The 16,395-nt window shown below is 69.1% G+C and carries 15 protein-coding genes; 3 read left to right on the top strand and 12 right to left on the bottom strand.

From position 1 onward, the window contains the following. Positions 1-5: 5 nt before the first annotated feature. Entirely contained in the window at positions 6-494 is a 489-nt protein-coding gene (ybaK, locus tag NP095_RS06105; RefSeq protein ID WP_232416860.1) for a Cys-tRNA(Pro) deacylase, read from the top strand. On the opposite strand, the gene NP095_RS06100 is transcribed toward ybaK, so the two are convergent. The 5 genes from NP095_RS06100 to NP095_RS06080 form a co-directional block, all read right to left on the bottom strand. Next, entirely contained in the window at positions 472-981 is a 510-nt protein-coding gene (locus NP095_RS06100) for a hypothetical protein (protein WP_232416861.1), read from the bottom strand. The two genes, ybaK and NP095_RS06100, sit on opposite strands and share 23 nt — an antisense overlap. Further along, positions 978-4,517, bottom strand: a complete 3,540-nt coding sequence (gene dnaE / locus NP095_RS06095) for a DNA polymerase III subunit alpha (RefSeq protein ID WP_232416862.1) — start codon at positions 4,515-4,517, stop codon at positions 978-980. The genes NP095_RS06100 and dnaE overlap by 4 nt, the downstream gene beginning before the upstream one ends. 127 nt (positions 4,518-4,644) lie before the next feature. Beyond that, on the bottom strand, positions 4,645-5,124 hold the full coding sequence (locus NP095_RS06090; protein ID WP_232416863.1) for a hypothetical protein: 480 nt from the start codon (positions 5,122-5,124) through the stop codon (positions 4,645-4,647). Positions 5,125-5,197: 73 nt separating this feature from the next. Continuing rightward, positions 5,198-6,025: an ABC transporter permease gene (locus NP095_RS06085; protein ID WP_232416864.1), complete on the bottom strand. Its 828-nt coding sequence runs from the start codon at positions 6,023-6,025 to the stop codon at positions 5,198-5,200. After that, complete coding sequence (locus NP095_RS06080; protein ID WP_232416865.1) at positions 6,022-6,990, bottom strand: ATP-binding cassette domain-containing protein; 969 nt, start codon at positions 6,988-6,990, stop codon at positions 6,022-6,024. Before NP095_RS06080 ends, NP095_RS06085 begins: the two co-directional genes overlap by 4 nt. A gap of 110 nt (positions 6,991-7,100) precedes the next feature. On the opposite strand from NP095_RS06080, the gene NP095_RS06075 reads away from it, so the two are divergent. Beyond that, positions 7,101-8,291: a hypothetical protein gene (locus tag NP095_RS06075; protein ID WP_232416866.1), complete on the top strand. Its 1,191-nt coding sequence runs from the start codon at positions 7,101-7,103 to the stop codon at positions 8,289-8,291. Here NP095_RS06075 and NP095_RS06070 read toward each other — a convergent pair. From NP095_RS06070 to NP095_RS06055, 4 genes are read right to left on the bottom strand one after another with little or no spacing between them, the layout of a single operon-like run. Further along, positions 8,288-9,511, bottom strand: a complete 1,224-nt coding sequence (locus NP095_RS06070; protein WP_232416867.1) for a pyridoxal phosphate-dependent aminotransferase — start codon at positions 9,509-9,511, stop codon at positions 8,288-8,290. The genes NP095_RS06075 and NP095_RS06070 overlap by 4 nt on opposite strands. A 60-nt stretch (positions 9,512-9,571) precedes the next feature. Continuing rightward, positions 9,572-10,513, bottom strand: a complete 942-nt coding sequence (locus tag NP095_RS06065; RefSeq protein WP_232416868.1) for an RluA family pseudouridine synthase — start codon at positions 10,511-10,513, stop codon at positions 9,572-9,574. Continuing rightward, positions 10,510-11,031, bottom strand: coding sequence for a signal peptidase II (lspA, locus tag NP095_RS06060; protein ID WP_232416869.1), 522 nt, complete (start codon positions 11,029-11,031; stop codon positions 10,510-10,512). Before lspA ends, NP095_RS06065 begins: the two co-directional genes overlap by 4 nt. Before the next feature lie 5 nt (positions 11,032-11,036). Then, positions 11,037-11,438: a TraR/DksA family transcriptional regulator gene (locus NP095_RS06055; protein WP_232416870.1), complete on the bottom strand. Its 402-nt coding sequence runs from the start codon at positions 11,436-11,438 to the stop codon at positions 11,037-11,039. Positions 11,439-11,571: 133 nt separating this feature from the next. Here NP095_RS06055 and ileS point away from each other — a divergent pair, with 133 nt between their 5' ends. Continuing rightward, on the top strand, positions 11,572-14,691 hold the full coding sequence (ileS, locus tag NP095_RS06050; RefSeq protein WP_255668799.1) for an isoleucine--tRNA ligase: 3,120 nt from the start codon (positions 11,572-11,574) through the stop codon (positions 14,689-14,691). Positions 14,692-14,775: 84 nt separating this feature from the next. On the opposite strand, the gene NP095_RS06045 is transcribed toward ileS, so the two are convergent. The 3 genes from NP095_RS06045 to NP095_RS06035 all read right to left on the bottom strand — a co-directional run bounded on the left by NP095_RS06045 (position 14,776) and on the right by NP095_RS06035 (position 16,391). Then, entirely contained in the window at positions 14,776-15,501 is a 726-nt protein-coding gene (locus tag NP095_RS06045; protein WP_255668705.1) for a DivIVA domain-containing protein, read from the bottom strand. A gap of 119 nt (positions 15,502-15,620) precedes the next feature. Further along, the gene (locus NP095_RS06040; protein WP_232416871.1) at positions 15,621-15,908 is read right to left on the bottom strand and encodes a YggT family protein; all 288 of its coding nucleotides are present in this window, start codon (positions 15,906-15,908) and stop codon (positions 15,621-15,623) included. A gap of 6 nt (positions 15,909-15,914) precedes the next feature. After that, entirely contained in the window at positions 15,915-16,391 is a 477-nt protein-coding gene (locus NP095_RS06035; RefSeq protein ID WP_232417418.1) for a cell division protein SepF, read from the bottom strand. Between the last annotated feature and the right edge of the window lie 4 nt (positions 16,392-16,395).

The following is a 16,395-nucleotide window of genomic DNA, read 5'->3' as shown; positions in this document are numbered from 1 at the left end:
CGGTCGTGGCGAAGAAGAACTCCGGTGACGCGACCCCCGCCCTCGTGGCACTGCACCGCGCCGGCGTGCCCGTGACCGCTCATGCCTACGAGCACGACCCGCGCACTCGCTCGTACGGACTCGAGGCCGCCGACGCGCTGAACCTGGAGCCGGCTCGCGTCTTCAAGACGCTCATGATCGACATCGACGGCACGCTGGCCGTGGCGGTCGTCCCGGTCTCGGGGAGCCTGGACCTCAAGCGCGCCGCCGCGGCGCTGAACGGCAAGCGCGCCCAGCTGGCCGATGCGGCCGCCGCGCAGCGAGCCACCGGCTACGTGCTGGGCGGGATCAGCCCGTTCGGCCAGAAGAAGCAGCACCGCACCATCGTCGACACCAGCGCCCTGTCCCATCCGACGGTGTTCGTCTCGGGTGGGCGGCGCGGTCTGGACCTCGAGGTGGCTCCCGCCGACCTGATCGCCCAGACTCAGGCGGTCACGGCGCGGATCGCTCGCTGACCTCGTCGTCCGGCTCGTCGTCCTCGACACCGTCCGAGCTGAGGTACAGCGTGATCGTGTAACTCAGCACCGCGGCCAGCGGCCAGAGCAGGAAGGGCACGATCGTGTCCACGGCGAACTGGTCGCGAACGACGTCGCCCACCTCGAGCCCCGTGGCATCGCGCGGCGAGCTGGGACCGAGCCACACGCCGAGGCGCCAGCACAGCAGCGACGCAGCCGACGCGGCGGCCGCCAGTCCCACGACGGTCTGCCACTGCGCCGAGCGCGTGAACCGCTGGACCGCGACGCCGGCGACCAGGCCCAGCACGACTCCGACGACGGTGAAGACGGCCACCACCTGGAACCGTCCGGTGGCGTTCTCCTCGGTCAGCACGAGCCCGCGCTCGGTGGCCAGCCACTGCGCCGGCCGACCCAGGCCCCACCAGACGAATCCGGCCGGGATCCCGGAGGCGACCACGGCCAGCAAAGACCCCGAGACGCGATTCACGCGAGACATCCCGGACCGAGCAGTTCCTTCAGGTCGGCGAACAACGAGGACGTCGTCGAGACCCGCAGGCCCTGGTCGAGCCGCATCGTGGTCGTCTTGCCGTTGCCCGAGAGTCGCAGATGGACCTCGGTCACGCCGGGGTGGGCGCCCAGGACCTGCTTGAAGGCGTTGATCGTGTCGAGCGTGCAGCGCGAGGTGGCCAGGCTGACGACCAGCGGCTGGTCGGTGCGTCCTGCGCCGATGTTCGGCCGGGTGACCTCGTTGGCCGACAGGTCCATGCCCTCATCGTTGCGCCGAACGCGCACCTTCGCGACCACGAGCGAGTCCTGCGTCAGGACCGATGCCGCCAGGTTGTAGGCGGCCGGGAAGACGGCGATGTCGACCGAGCCCTCGAGGTCCTCGAGGGTGATCGTGGCCCAGGTGTCGCCCTTCTTGCTCATCCGGCGCTGGACGTTGGTGACGAGGCCGCACAGCTTCAACACGTCGCCGTCCGGACGATCACCGTCGAGCAGCGTGCCGATGGACGTGTCGGAGTTGGCCGCCAGGACGTGCTCGAGGCCGCCCAGCGGGTGGTCCGACACGTACAGGCCCAGCATGTCGCGCTCGAAGGCGAGCTTCTGGGTCTTCTCCCAGTCGGCGATGTCCGGGACCGTGATGCCCAGGCCGTCGAACTCCTCCTCGAACGCGCCGAAGAGCGAGTCCTGCCCGATCGCGGCGTTGCGCTTGATGTCGATGTACTGGTCGACCGCCTCCTCGGCGATCGAGGCCAGTGCCCGCCGGACGTGGCCGAGCGAGTCGAACGCGCCGGCCTTGATCAGCGAGTCCAGGACGCGCTTGTTGCACACCTGGGTCGGGACCTTGTCGAGGAAGTCGGCGAAGTCGGTGAAGGCGCCCTTGGTCTCGCGGGCCTCGACGATGCCGGCCACCACGTTGGCGCCGACGTTGCGCACGGCGGTCAGTCCGAAGCGGATGTCGGGGCCGACCGAGGCGAAGTTCGCGACCGAGTCGTTGACGTCCGGCGGCAGCACCTTGATTCCGAGCCGGCGGCACTCGGCCAGGTACAGCGCGGACTTGTCCTTGTCGTCCTTGACGCTGGTGAGCAGCGCCGCCATGTACTCGGCCGGGTAGCGGGCCTTGAGGTAGGCGGTCCAGTAGCTGATGACGCCGTACGACGCCGAGTGCGCCTTGTTGAAGGCGTAGTCGGCGAACGGGACCAGGATCTCCCACAGCGTCTTGACGGCGTCCTTGGAGAAGCCGCGCTCGATCATGCCGGCCTCGAAGCCGACGAACTCCTGCTGGAGGACCTCGCGCTTCTTCTTGCCCATGGCGCGACGGAGGTTGTCGGCCTGTCCGAGCGAGTAGCCGGCCAGCACCTGGGCGATCTCCATGACCTGCTCCTGGTACACGATCAACCCGTAGGTCGTGCCCAGGATCGGCTTGAGCGCCTCGGTCAGCTCAGGATGGATGTAGTCGATCTCCTGGCGACCGTTCTTGCGCTTGGCGTAGTTCGTGTGGCTGTCCGCGCCCATCGGTCCGGGACGGTAGAGCGCGATGACGGCGCTGATGTCCTCGAAGTTGTCGGGCTGCATCTGCTTGAGCAGCTGACGGATCGGGGGCGAGTCCAGCTGGAAGACGCCCAGCGTGTCGCCGCGGCACAGCAGGGCGTAGGCCTCGCGGTCGTCGAACTCCAGGTCCTCCAGCACCAGGTCGATGTCGCGGTTGGCCTTGATGTTCTCGATGGCGTCGTTGAGGACCGTGAGGTTGCGCAGGCCCAGGAAGTCCATCTTGACCAGGCCCAGCGACTCGCACATGGGGTAGTCGAACTGGGTGATGACCGAGCCGTCGGCCTCGCGCTTCATGATCGGCACGATGTCCAGCAGCGGGTCGCTGCTCATGATCACGCCGGCGGCGTGCACGCCCCAGTTGCGGATCTGACCCTCGAGGCCGAGCGCGATGTCGTAGACCTTGCGGACGTCGGGGTCCTGCGAGTGCAGGTCGCGGAAGTCCTTGCCGTCGTTGTAGCGCGGGTGGGACTCGTCGAAGATCTCGCCGAGCTTGACGCCCTTGCCCATGACGTCGGCGGGCATCGCCTTGGTGATCTTGTCGCCCATCGCGAACGGGTAGTCCAGGATGCGGCTGGCGTCCTTGATCGCGGCCTTCGACTTGAGCCGGCCGAACGTGGCGATCTGGGCGACCTTGTCGGTGCCGTACTTCTGGCTGACGTACTGGATGACCTCGCCGCGGCGACGCTCGTCGAAGTCGATGTCGAAGTCGGGCATCGAGGGGCGCTCGGGGTTGAGGAAGCGCTCGAAGATCAGGCCGTTCTTCAGCGGGCACAGGTCGGTGATCCGCAGCGCGTACGCGGCGATCGAGCCGGCGCCCGAGCCACGGCCGGGTCCGACGCGGATGCCGTTGTCCTTGGACCAGCCGATGAAGTCGGCGACCACGAGGTAGTACCCGCAGTAGCCCTTCTGGGCGATGATGTCGAGCTCCATCTCGGTGCGGGCGCGCACGTCGTCGCCGAAGTCGGCGCCGTAGCGCGACTCGATCCCGCGCCAGACCTCCTGGCGGAACCAGGACTCCTCGGTCTCGCCGGCGGGGATGTCGGCGCGGGCCATGTAGCCGCCCGTGGACTCGGTGAACTCGACCTCGCAGCGCTCGGCGATCAGCAGCGTGTTGTCACACGCCTCCTTCATGCCGTGCTTGTCCTCCCACAGCGAGCGCATCTCGGCCGCGGACTTGATGTAGTAGCCGCCGCCGTCGAAGCGCAGCCGCTTCTCGTCGCTGATGCGCTTGCCCGAGGCGACACAGATCAGCGCGTCGTGCGCCGCCGCGTCCTGCGGGTGCGTGTAGTGGGAGTCGTTGGTGGCCACGGGCGGGATGCCCAGCTCGCGGCCCAGGCGCAGCAGGTCCTCGCGGACCCGGCGCTCGACGCTGATGTCGTGGTCCATCAGCTCGAGGAAGAGGTTCTCCTTACCGAGGATCTCCTGCAGCTCGGCGGCCTCACGACGGGCCTCCTCGTACTGGCCCAGGCGCAGCCGGGTCTGGACGGCGCCGGACGGGCAGCCGGTGGTGGCGATGAGCCCGGTCGAGTACTTCTCGAGCAGCTCACGGTCGGCGCGCGGCTTGTAGTAGTAGCCCTCGAGGCTCGACAGCGACGACAGCCGGAAGAGGTTGTGCATCCCCTCGGTGGAGGACGCCCACATGGTCATGTGGGTGTACGCGCCGCCGCCGGCGACGTCGTCGCCGCCCTCCTCCGCGGCGTTGCCGCGACCCCAGCGCACGCGCTTCTTCTCGGTGCGGTGCGTGCCGGGCGTGAGGTAGGCCTCGAGGCCGATGATCGGCTTGATCCCGTGCTTCTTGGCGGTCTTCCAGAAGTCGAACGCACCGTGCACGTTGCCGTGGTCGGTCATCGCGATCGCCGGCATCTGCTGCTCGGCGGTGCGCTCGAAGAGACCGCCGAGCAACGAGTGTCCGTCGAGCATCGAGTACTCCGTGTGGACGTGCAGGTGCACGAAGCTCGAATCACTCGCCATGCTGAAGCCAACCTCCATTGGGGTACCCAGCAGCCCTGACCGGCGCTGATTGGAAGGTCTTCAGCCTACGCGAGGGATCCGACGGTTCTAGGACGGCGTGGCGAACCGCCGGAGCCCTCAAATTCGCTCAGCGAGCCGCGACACTGCCTTGCTTCGGGCACCCGCCGGTGGTATCGACGCGCTTCGTTCGTTTGATCAGAGTTTTGCCCTGCGACGTCGTCACGTGCACCTCTGCCCAGTACTGCCCAGGAATGCACTTCTGAGTCTTGGTCGTGGGCACCGCGATCCCGTTCTTCTTCGGCTTGAGACACTTGGTAGACACCGGGGCCGCTCCCGGACTGCCGCCCATCGCGTTGTAACTCCAGATTTGGGCGCACACGCGCTTGTACTTGATGGTTGAGCAATTGCGTGCCGTGGCCCAACCCCAGATCTTGCCCTTCTTCCATTGGATGGCTCCAGCGTAAGACGCTTTGCAGGCCGCCGGCCGCGTCGCGCTCTCGCGAGGCGCGACTGATGCCGGTTCCACGGCTGCGGACGCGCCGACAGGCGCGAGAACGCCGATGACGCAGATCATGACGAATGTTGAAAAACTCCCCCGAATTCTCATGACGGCGAAAGTACCAACGAGGTTGGACCGGCCACAAGAGCCGATTTTCGGACCACCGCACGCACTACGACAGCTACTTGGCACTGGCCTTCTGGTACGCCCGCACCGACAGCGGCACGAAGACCGCCACGATCAGCACGACCCAGATGAGGGTGTAGAGCGCGGGGTTCTGAAGGCTCCAGGCCTCGGGTTCAGGAGCCCGATCCGGAACGTTGCCGAACAGTTCTCGAACAGCCTGGGTGACTGCGGAAACCGGGTTCCATTCGACGAACGGCTTCAGGAAAGCCGGGAAGTCCCGGAGAGGGACGAAGGCGTTCGAGACGAAGGTCAGCGGCATGATCACGATGAACGACGCGTTGTTGATCACGTCGACACTCGGCACGATGAGCCCGATCCACGCCATGATCCAGCTGATCGCATAGGCGAACGCGAGCAGGAGCCCGAATCCCGCCATCATCTTCGGAAGGCCTTCATGGGCACGCCAGCCGACCGCGAGACCTGTGAGCGCCATGATGATCAACGAGAGCACGTTGTAGACGACGTCGGCTCCTGTCCGCCCGACCAACACGGCCGACCTGGACATCGGCAGCGACCGGAACCGGTCGATGAAGCCCTTCTGCATGTCCTCGGCCATCGCCGCGCCGGAGAACGTGGCACCGAACACCACGGTCTGGGCGAAGATGCCGCCGATCAGGAACTCCTTGTAGTCCAAGCCGAGACCGGGGTCGATCGCACCACCGAACACGTACGCGAAGAGCAGGACGAACATGATCGGGCTGATGAGGACGAAGACCATGATCTCGGGGACGCGCTTGATCTTGATGAGGTTGCGCTTGGCGCAGACCCATCCGTCGCTGAGGACGCGGAACGGGCGGTTCCGCTCGGTGGTGGTGATGGTCATCGCTGGTCCTCCTGCTCGGTGGAGCCGTTCTCGGCCTCGTGGCCCGTGAGGGACAAGAAGACGTCATCGAGGGTGGGCCGTCGCAGCCCGATGTCGAGGACGTCGATGCCGGCGCCACGGACGTTGCCCAGGACCTGCATGAGGTCGTCGGCGCCCGATCCGCTGACCGCGACCGAGAGCGCGCGATCGCGGACCGAGACCTCGCCCTTGGCGACCTCGGCCAGGAAGTCGCGGACCCGAGGGGCGTGCGCGGGATCCTGCAGGACGACCTCGATCCGGTCACCGCCGACCTGCGACTTGAGCTGGTCGGCGGTGCCCTCGGCGATCGCGCGGCCGCGGTCGATCACGATGATGTTGTCGGCCAGCAGATCGGCCTCCTCGAGGTACTGCGTCGTCAGCAGGACCGTCGCGCCGGAGGCCACCAGGTCGGAGATGACCTCCCACATCCCCTGGCGACTGCGCGGGTCCAGTCCCGTCGTCGGCTCGTCGAGCACGATCACCGGCGGCTCGGCCACGAGGGCACCGGCGAGATCCAGACGCCGTCGCATGCCCCCGGAATAGGTCTTGGAGGGCCGGTCGGCCGCGTCCGCCAGGTCGAAGCGCCGGAGCAGGTCGCGGGCGCGGGCGCCGGCGGCCTTCGCCTTCATCCCGTAGAGCCGCCCGACCATCTCGAGGTTCTCGTAGCCGGTCAGGTACTCGTCGACGGCCGCGTACTGGCCCGACAGACCGATCCGCCGTCGCACCCCGTCGGGGTCGGCCAGCACGTCGACGCCGGCCACGGTGGCCTGCCCCTCGTCGGGGGTCAGCAAGGTGGTGAGGATGCGGACAGCAGTCGTCTTGCCCGCACCGTTGGGCCCGAGCAAACCCAGGACGGTGCCCTCGGGCACCGCCAGGTCGAGTCCCCCCAGGGCCTCGACGTCGCCATAGCGCTTGACCAGTCCGGTCGCGCGGATCATGTCGCTCATCCCTCGATCATGGGCCACGCCACCGACAGAAATCACCCCTTCGAAGGTCGATCTCTCGCGATCGATGGTAGGAATGTGCCAGCAAAATCCAGAAAGTTCGGGGGAACAGCATGGCCGCAGAGCTGCAGATGGTGACCAGATTCCATCCCGACGCGATCGCGGTGCCGGGTGATCCCGACCGCCTGCGCCACGGCGCCGAGCGGCTCCAGGACCTGGTCGCCGAGGTCAAGGACCTCGGCCAGCGCCTGCGGCAGGCGGACGCCCCGAAGGAGTCCCGCGGCCCGACGGTCCGTGCCCTGTCCCGCGTCGCGGGAATGCTCGGCCGGGTGCTCGAGGCTGATGCCGACCAGCTGACCGAGTTGTCCGAGCTGGTCCGCCGTCAGGGTGACCGGCTGACGGACGCGCACGCCGCGCTGGAGGACACCCGCCGGCGCTGGCGCCAGGCCCGCCAGGAGCTGCGCACCGAGATCGACTCGCTCAACCAGGTGGCCGAGCGGGCGCAGCGCGAGCGGGCCGAACGGCGGGCCGAGCGCGAGCGGGCCGAGCGCGAACGGGCCGAGCGCGAGCGGGCCGAGCGCGGGCGCGCCGGGAACGGCGAGCGGATCGAGCGGGGCCCCGCCCACCTCGATCGTGAGTTCCGCGCGGGCGGTCACCACGACGACCGCGAGATCGAGCCGCCCACCGAGGCCGGCCAGATCATCCGGGCGATGGACCAGCAGGTCCTCGACCAGTTCGAGGGACCGCTGCGCCGCCTGACCGGACTGGAGTTCACCGACCGGCACGGGGCCATGGTCATGCCGGCGAACGGCAAGGTCGAACAGGCCGCCGAGCGCTACCGCCAGAGCGTCGACGCCGCCTTCGAGGACCTCGTCGAGGCGCTGCGCCCCGTCAACCGACTCGACCAGCAGGTGATCGAGCAGCTCCCCCGCCACGAGAAGGCCATCGCCACGGCGGTCGTCTCGGGCGGCCAGGAGGCGACCCCCGATCCGATGCGGCTGTCGCGGCCGGACGACATCGCCACGGTCGGCGAGCAGATCCAGGACTGCGCGCGCGCCATCGCCCAGCTCGGCGAGCGACTCCCCGAGATCCGGCTATCGATCCGCGAGGGTCGCATGACACCCGAGGACGAGCGCGTCGGCAGCATGAACGGCTTCCAGCGCACGTGGAAGGACCACTTCGAGCAGATCCGCGAGGACCTCGCCCACGCGTGCCGGACCAGCTCGGAGATCGCGACCCAGCTGCGCGAGCTCGACGAGCGTGGCGCCCGCGAGATTCGCCGGACGTTCCGCGCCGCCGACTAGGCCTGGCGGTAGCTGCTGAGGAAGTTGCCCATCCGCTGGATCGCCTCGGCCAGGTCCCGCGACCACGGCAGGGTCACGATGCGCAGGTGATCGGGATCGGGCCAGTTGAAGCCCGTGCCCTGGGTCAGCAGGATCTTCTCGCTCATCAAGAGGTCGAGCACGAGCTGCTGGTCGTCCTTGATCGGGTGGACCTCCGGGTCCAGGTGGGGGAACGCGTACAGCGCGCCGCGCGGCGCGACCACGCTGACACCGGGGATCTTGCGCAGCTCGTTCACCGCCGTGTCGCGCTGCTCGAGCAGACGCCCGCCGGGCAGGATCAGCTCCTTGATCGACTGGTATCCCCCCAGCGCGACCTGGATGGCGTTCTGCGCCGGCACGTTGGGGCACAGTCGCATCGACGCCAGCAGGGTGATGCCCTCGAGGTAGTCCTGGGCCCGCTGGAGCGGGCCGGTCACGACGACCCAGCCGGCCCGGTAGCCGCACACCCGGTACGCCTTGGACAGGCCGTTGAAGGTCAGCGTCAGCACGTCCGGGGCCACGCTGGACATCGGGATGTGGACCGCGTCGTCGTAGAGGATCTTGTCGTAGATCTCGTCCGACATCAGGATCAGGTCGTGCTTGCGGGCCAGGTCCGCGATCGCCGTGAGCGTCTCGCGGCTGTAGACCGCGCCCGTCGGGTTGTTCGGGTTGATGACCACGATGACCTTGGTCCGGTCCGTGATCTTGGACTCGAGGTCCTCCAGATCGGGGTTCCAGTCGTTGGCCTCGTCGCACAGGTAGTGCACGGGACGTCCGCCGGCGAGGTTCGTCACCGCGGTCCACAGCGGGTAGTCCGGCGCGGGGATCAGCACCTCGTCGCCGTTGTCCAGCAGGGCCTGCAGCGCGACCTGGATCAGCTCGCTGACGCCGTTGCCGAGCCACACGTCGTCGATGTCCAGCGCCGGGAAGCCCTCCTGCAGCTGGTAGTGGTGCACGACGGCCCGGCGCGCGGACTGGATGCCGCGGGAGTCGGAGTAGCCCTGCGACGTCGGCAGCCCGGCGATCACGTCCTGCAGGATCTCGGCCGGCGCGTCGAAGCCGAACGGCTGCGGGTTGCCGATGTTGAGCTTGAGGATCCGGTGACCCTCGGCCTCCAGCTGGGCAGCTCGCGCGCTGACGGGGCCGCGGATGTCGTACAGGACATCCCTCAACTTCTCCGACTGGCGCACGACATGGCTCATGGGCCCATTGTGCCGGACGCGTCCGGCGCCCCGGCCGCGCACCGCCCCGTGAGCGGTGAGTCAGTCCAGGTCGCGAATGACGTCGAGCGCGTGCTGCAGGTCGGCGGGGTACGGGCTCTCGTACTCCACCGGCTCCCCCGTGCCCGGGTGGATGAAGCCCAGGCGGACGGCGTGCAGCCACTGGCGCTCGAGGCCGACCCGCTTGGCCAGCACCGGGTCGGCGCCGTAGAGCGGATCGCCGACACAGGGGTGCTTGATCGCGGCCATGTGCACGCGGATCTGGTGGGTGCGGCCGGTCTCGAGCTTGATGTCGAGCAGCGACGCGTACCGGTGGGCCTCGAGCGTGTCGTAGTGCGTGACGCTCGGGCGGCCGTCCGCGCGGACCGTGAACTTGAAGTCGTGCTTGGGGTGGCGCGCGATCGGGGCGTCGATCGTGCCGGTGTGCGGATCGGGGTGACCCTGGACCAGCGCGTGGTAGGTCTTGTCGACCGTGCGGTCGCGGAACGCCTGCTTGAGGATCGTGTACGCGCGCTCGGACTTGGCGATGACCATCAGGCCGCTCGTGCCGACGTCGAGGCGCTGCACGATGCCCTGGCGCTCGGGGGCGCCGCTGGTCGAGATCCGCACGCCGACACCGGCGAGGTGGCCCGAGACGGTGGGCCCGTCCCAGCCGATGCCGGGGTGGGCGGCGACGCCCACGGGCTTGTCGACCACGACGATGTCGTCGTCCTCGTGGACGATGCTCATCCCGTCGACCGCGCTCGGCACGACGACGGCGCGGCGCGGTGCGGGGATCGTGGCCTCGAGCAGGGCGCCGGCCTCGACCCGCTCGGACTTGATGGGCTGGGCGCCGTCGAGCAGCACCAGTCCGTCGGCGACCAGCTCTCCGGCCCGCGTGCGGGACACACCGAACAGCCGGGCCAGCGCGACGTCGACCCGCTCGCCCGCCAGTCCCTCGGGGACGTAGACGCTGCGCTGCTCGGTCGGGTCGTCGTGGGTCACGTAGGTTCTCTCGTTCCGTCGAAGCGGTGACCGCGCCACGAGCGCCAGATGATGACGATCGCCGCGACGGTCAGGGCGATGTCGGCCACGTTCCCCACGAAGAATCCCGCGTAGTCGATGAAGTCCACCACGTGACCCCGCAGGAACGCGGGCTCACGGAACAGCCGATCCATCAGGTTACCGACCGCTCCCCCGAGGAACAGCCCCAGCCCCACCGCCCACCAGGTGTCGCGCAGCCGGGGGGCGATGACGATGAGGGTGATCGTCACCGCGATGGCGATCGCGCTCAGCACGATCGTGTAGCCCGCGCCGGTGCCGAGCGCGGCGCCGGGGTTGAGCACGAATCGCAGGCTCAGCAGGTCGCCGACCACGGGGATCGGGTCATGGCCGTCGAGCCGGTCGACCGCCCACCACTTGGTGAGCTGGTCCACCGCGACGACGAGGAAGGCGACGACCGAGAACAGGGCGACCCGGCGCCGGCCGACGGGCGCGGCCGCGGGTTCCGCGGAGGAGGCCACGGTGCTCAGCGACGCTCCTCACGGCGCTTGCAGTCCATGCACAGCGTCGCGCGAGGGAACGCCATGAGGCGCAGCTTGCCGATGGCCTCGCCGCACAGCTCGCACACGCCGTACGTGCCGTCACCGAGACGCGCCAGGGCCTTCTCGGTCTGGATCAGCAGCTCGCGCTGGTTCGCGGCGAGCGAGAGCTCGGCGTCGCGCTCGAGGCTGTTGGATCCGACGTCGGCCTGATCGTTGCCCGCGCCGTCGACACCACCGGCCAGAATGTCCTGCAGATCCCGCGCGGAATCGACGAGTTCGGACTTCAGACGGGCGAGGTCCTCGACGAGTTCCTCGCGCACGGCCGCAGCCTCGGCGTCGGTCCAGGGCGTCTCGTCCGAGCGGACGGCCAGCGAAGTCTTGGGCATGCCCGGGACACTAAACCGACCGCGAAGCCGGTGCAAGTCGGCTCACCGTAGAATCGACCGGGTGAGTCAGGACACCCCGAACGCCCCCGCAGCGCAGCCTGCGACCGCCCTCTCCGGCACTGCCGGAGAACCGCTGCGCTACCGCCCGGTACCCGCCCATGTCGACCTCCCGGCGATGGAGCGCGAGATCCTCGATCTCTGGGCCGAGCAGGGCACGTTCGCGGCCAGCCTCGACACCCCCGCCGACGCTCCGCGCTGGACCTTCTACGAGGGACCGCCCACCGCCAACGGCGTCCCCGGCACCCACCACGTCGAGGCGCGCGTCTTCAAGGACGTCTTCCCGCGCTTCAAGACGATGCAGGGCTACCACGTCGACCGCAAGGCCGGCTGGGACTGCCACGGCCTGCCCGTCGAGATCGCGGTCGAGAAGGAGCTGGGCTTCAACGGCAAGCCCGACATCGAGGCCTACGGCATCGCCGAGTTCAACGCCAAGTGCCGCGAGTCGGTGCTGCGCAACGTCGACGTCTTCGAGGACATGACCGAGCGCATGGGCTACTGGACCGACATGGCCCACCCCTATCGCACGATGGACGCCTCCTACGTCGAGAGCGTCTGGTGGGCGCTGTCGCAGATCCACGGCAAGGGCCTGCTGGTCGAGGACTACCGGGTCGCCCCGTACTGCCCGCGCTGCGGCACGACCCTGTCGGACCACGAGCTGGCCCAGGGCTACGAGACCGTCGTCGATCCCTCGGTCTACGTCCGCTTCCCGCTGACGTCCGGCCCGTGGGAGGGCACCGACCTGCTGGTGTGGACCACGACCCCGTGGACGCTGGTCTCGAACACCGCCGTCGCCGTCCACCCCGACGTCGCCTACGTGGTCGCGACCGACGGCACCGACCGGGTCGTCGTCGCCGAGCCGCTGGTCGCCACCGCCCTGGGCGAGGGCTGGGAGGTCACCGACACCATCACCGGCCGCGACATGGAGCGCTGGACCTACCGCCGCCCGTTCGACCTGGTCGAGATCCCGGACTCGCACTTCGTCGTCCTGGGCGACTACGTCACGACCGACGACGGCACGGGCCTGGTGCACCAGTCCCCCGCCTTCGGCGCCGACGACATGGCGGTGTGCAAGGCCTACGGCCTGCCCGTCGTCAACCCGATCACGACCGACGGCCACTTCGAGGCCGACGTCCCCCTCGTGGGCGGCGCGTTCTTCAAGGAGGCCGACCCGACGCTGGTCGCCGACCTCAAGGCGCGCGGACTGCTGTTCCGCAAGCTCGACTACGAGCACAGCTACCCGCACTGCTGGCGTTGCCACACGCCGCTGATGTACTTCGCCCTCCCGGCCTGGTACATCCGCACCACGGCGCGCAAGGACGAGCTGCTGGCGCAGAACGAGCAGACGAACTGGTACCCCGAGACCATCAAGCACGGCCGCTACGGCGACTGGCTCGAGAACAACATCGACTGGTCCCTGTCACGCAACCGGTTCTGGGGCACTCCCCTGCCGATCTGGCGCAACGACGCCGATCCGAGCAAGGTCGTGTGTGTCGAGTCGCTGGCGCACCTGTCCGAGCTGACCGGCACCGACCAGTCGGGCCTGGACCCGCACCGCCCGTACATCGACGACGTGACCTTCACGATCGACGGCGAGCCCGGCACCTACCGCCGCGTCCCCGAGGTCATCGACGCGTGGTTCGACTCCGGCTCGATGCCGTTCGCGCAGTGGGGCTACCCCCACGTCGAGGGCTCGAAGGAGAAGTTCGAGCAGGCCTACCCCGCGCAGTACATCTGTGAGGCCATCGACCAGACCCGCGGCTGGTTCTACTCGCTCATGGCCGTCGGCACCCTGGTGTTCGACCGCTCCAGCTACGAGAACGTCGTGTGCCTGGGCCACATCCTGGCCGAGGACGGCCGCAAGATGAGCAAGCACCTGGGCAACATCCTGCTGCCCATGCCGCTCATGGACGAGCACGGCGCCGACGCCCTGCGCTGGTTCATGGCGGCCTCCGGCTCGCCGTGGTCGGCCCGCCGGATCGGCCACAACGCGCTGACCGAGATCGTCCGCAAGGTGCTGCTGACCTACTGGAACACCGTGGCGTTCCACGTCCTGTACGCCCGGGCCGAGGGCTGGAGCCCTGCCGACGGCGCCGCTCCCCCGGTCGCCGAGCGCGGCGTGCTGGACCGCTGGCTGCTGTCGCAGACGCAGGACCTCGTCCGCGAGGTCACCGCGGCCCTCGAGGACTTCGACACCCAGCGCGCCGGCAGCCTGCTGTCGACGTTCGTCGACGAGATGTCCAACTGGTACGTCCGCCGCTCGCGCAAGCGCTTCTGGCGTGGCGACGCGGCGGCCCTGGCCACCCTGCACGAGGTGCTGGACGTCCTGACGCGCCTCATGGCGCCGCTGGTGCCGTTCGTCACCGAGCGGGTGTGGCAGGACGTCATCGTCCCGGTCACTCCGGACGCCGCCCCGTCGGTGCACCTCGCCTCGTGGCCGCAGGTCGACGAGTCCCTCGTCATCGAGGGACTGGCCGGTCGCGTCTCGCTGGCGCGCCGAGTCACCGAGCTCGGCCGGGCCGCCCGCGCGGAGGCCAAGGTTCGCACCCGCCAGCCGCTGCGTCGCGCGCTGATCGGCTCGGCGCACTTCGATCACCTCGGCGAGGAGCTGCGCGAGCAGGTCTGCGAGGAGTTGAACATCCTCGAGCTCGGCTCACTGGCCGACGCCGGCGCCGACCTCGTCGAGTTCTCGGCGAAGGCCAACTTCCGTCAGCTGGGCAAGCGGTACGGCAAGCAGACCCCGGTGGTGGCCCAGGCGATCGCCGCGGCCGACGCCGGCGAGCTGGCCGCCGCGCTGGAGTCCGGCTCCGCCACCGTCACGGGCGCCGACGGCGCGACGTGGCAGGTCGAGCCCGACGACGTCATCATCACCGAGCGCCCGCGCGAGGGCTGGTCCGTCGTCAACGAGCAGGGTGAGACCGTCGCCCTGGACCTGGCGATCGACGACGAGCTGCGCCTGGCCGGACTCGCCCGCGAGGCGGTCCGCGTGATCCAGGAGGCCCGCAAGTCCGCCGGCCTGGAGATCACCGACCGCATCGCACTGACGTGGGCCGCCGAGGGCGAGACCGCCGAGGCGCTGCGCCAGCACGGCGCCAGCATCGCCGAGGAGGTGCTCGCGGTGACGTTCGAGGCCGGAGCCGCCGAGGACGTGCGCGACGAGGACCTCGGTCTGTCGGTCAGCCTGCGCAAGGCCTGACCCCCGGGAACGAACAACGGCGCCCGACCCCCTGAGGGGTCGGGCGCCGTTGTCGTACGACTCAGTACGCGGCTCGAGCCAGAGTCACTCAGACCCGCCGTCGAGCGCGGTGCCCTGCTTCGGCGCCACCGGGGTGCTGCCCTCGAGCTGGGCCAGCTGATCCTGGAAGTAGGCCTTCAGGCGGGCGCGGTACTCGCGCTCGTAGGCACGCAGGTGGTCGATCTCGCCCTGGAGCTCCTGACGCTCGCGCTCGAGGTTGGAGATGACCTCCTTGCGACGCTGCTCGGTCTCGACGTCCAGCTGCTCGGCGCGCTTGCGCGACTCGTACTGCAGGGTGTCGGCGTTGCGACGGGCCTCGGCGGAGAGCTGCTCGGCCTCGACGCGGGCCTCGCCGATGATGGAGTCGGCCTCTTCCTTCGCCGCGTCCATGAGCTGGTCGGCGTTGGCCGACGCGATCTCGAGCAGACGCGCCGCGGCGGTGGACGCCTCGGAGGTGGAGGTGACGCGCAGCTCCTGCGGAGCGGCGGGCGCCGGGGCGGGCGCGGGCTCGGGCGCCTTGACCGGCTCGGGGGCCTTGACGGGCTCGGGCTTGGGGGCGGCCGCGGGAGCGGGCTGGGCCTTCGACGCCTCTTCGAGTGCGGCCTCGAGCTCGGCGACCTTGGCCTTCAGCTCGGAGTTCTCGTTGACGAGACGCTCGAACTCGACCTCTACCTCGTCGAGGAACTGCTCGACCTCGCCCATGTCGTATCCGTCGCGCAAGCGCACGGCGGTGAACTGCTTGTCGCGAATGTCCTGGGGCGTGAGCGCCATCTGGTCACCTCTGCGTGTGAGTCGTATGTGTCGGTCTGAAAGCTTCGGAGCCGTCGTCAACGGTACCGCTTCATCCTAAGCACCGGGCAGTCGGATGGCGCTCAAGTCTCAATGGCCACCTAAAAGATGACCAGCACCAGGGATTGGGCGATGAACAACAGCAGCAACAGCACCATCGCGGAGACATCGAGCATGATCCCACCCAGCCGGATCGGCGGGATGACCTTGCGCAACGCGCGCAGCGGCGGATCGGTGACCGTGAAGATGACCTCACAGAGCACAGCGATCGCGCCGCGGGGCTGCCACTGGCGAGCCAGCAGCTGCACCCAGTCCACGACGAACCGGGCGATCACGAAGATGATCGCCAGGTAGATCAGGTTGTAGAGGATGGAGCCGATCAGCGACACGGAGCCTCAGCTCTGGTTGTAGAAGCCGCCGGCGGCCAGCGTGGCCCGGTCCTCGTCGGAGACCTGGACCCCCTCGGGCGACAGCAGGAAGACCTTGGCCGTGATCCGGTTGATCGTGCCGTGGACCGCGAACACCAGACCCGCGGCGAAGTCGACGAGCCGCTTGGCGTCGTCGTCGCCGATGTCGGACAGGTTCATGATCACGGGCACGCCCGAGCGGAACGACTCGCCGATCGTGCGGGCGTCGTTGTAGGTGCGCGGCGTGACGGTCTCGATCCGGGCGAGGTCGGCCACGGACATGCCGGGCTGGCGACGGTCGTCGAGCGCCGTCACGGTGCGCGGCGCGACCTGCTGGGGGGCGGCCTGACGCACGGGTGCGGCAGGGCGTGCCGGGGCCTCCGGCTCGTACTCGAGCGCGTCGTCGTACTCGGCCTGCTCGACGAGTCCCAGGTACTCGCCCATCCTCCGCATTGCGCCAGCCATGCTC

Source organism: Aeromicrobium duanguangcaii, assembly GCF_024508295.1.
In the GTDB taxonomy this organism is placed as follows: domain Bacteria; phylum Actinomycetota; class Actinomycetes; order Propionibacteriales; family Nocardioidaceae; genus Aeromicrobium; species Aeromicrobium duanguangcaii.
This window is presented reverse-complemented; position numbering and strand designations above follow the sequence as displayed.

Excerpts from the sequence above, each read along its gene's own strand:
- dnaE (WP_232416862.1), bottom strand. The coding sequence starts at position 4,517 with ATGGCGAGTGATTCGAGCTTCGTGCACCTGCACGTCCACACGGAGTAC.
- NP095_RS06090 (WP_232416863.1), bottom strand. The coding sequence starts at position 5,124 with ATGAGAATTCGGGGGAGTTTTTCAACATTCGTCATGATCTGCGTCATC.
- NP095_RS06085 (WP_232416864.1), bottom strand. The coding sequence starts at position 6,025 with ATGACCATCACCACCACCGAGCGGAACCGCCCGTTCCGCGTCCTCAGC.
- NP095_RS06080 (WP_232416865.1), bottom strand. The coding sequence starts at position 6,990 with ATGAGCGACATGATCCGCGCGACCGGACTGGTCAAGCGCTATGGCGAC.
- NP095_RS06075 (WP_232416866.1), top strand. The coding sequence starts at position 7,101 with ATGGCCGCAGAGCTGCAGATGGTGACCAGATTCCATCCCGACGCGATC.
- NP095_RS06070 (WP_232416867.1), bottom strand. The coding sequence starts at position 9,511 with ATGAGCCATGTCGTGCGCCAGTCGGAGAAGTTGAGGGATGTCCTGTAC.
- NP095_RS06055 (WP_232416870.1), bottom strand. The coding sequence starts at position 11,438 with ATGCCCAAGACTTCGCTGGCCGTCCGCTCGGACGAGACGCCCTGGACC.
- NP095_RS06045 (WP_255668705.1), bottom strand. The coding sequence starts at position 15,501 with ATGGCGCTCACGCCCCAGGACATTCGCGACAAGCAGTTCACCGCCGTG.
- NP095_RS06035 (WP_232417418.1), bottom strand. The coding sequence starts at position 16,391 with ATGGCTGGCGCAATGCGGAGGATGGGCGAGTACCTGGGACTCGTCGAG.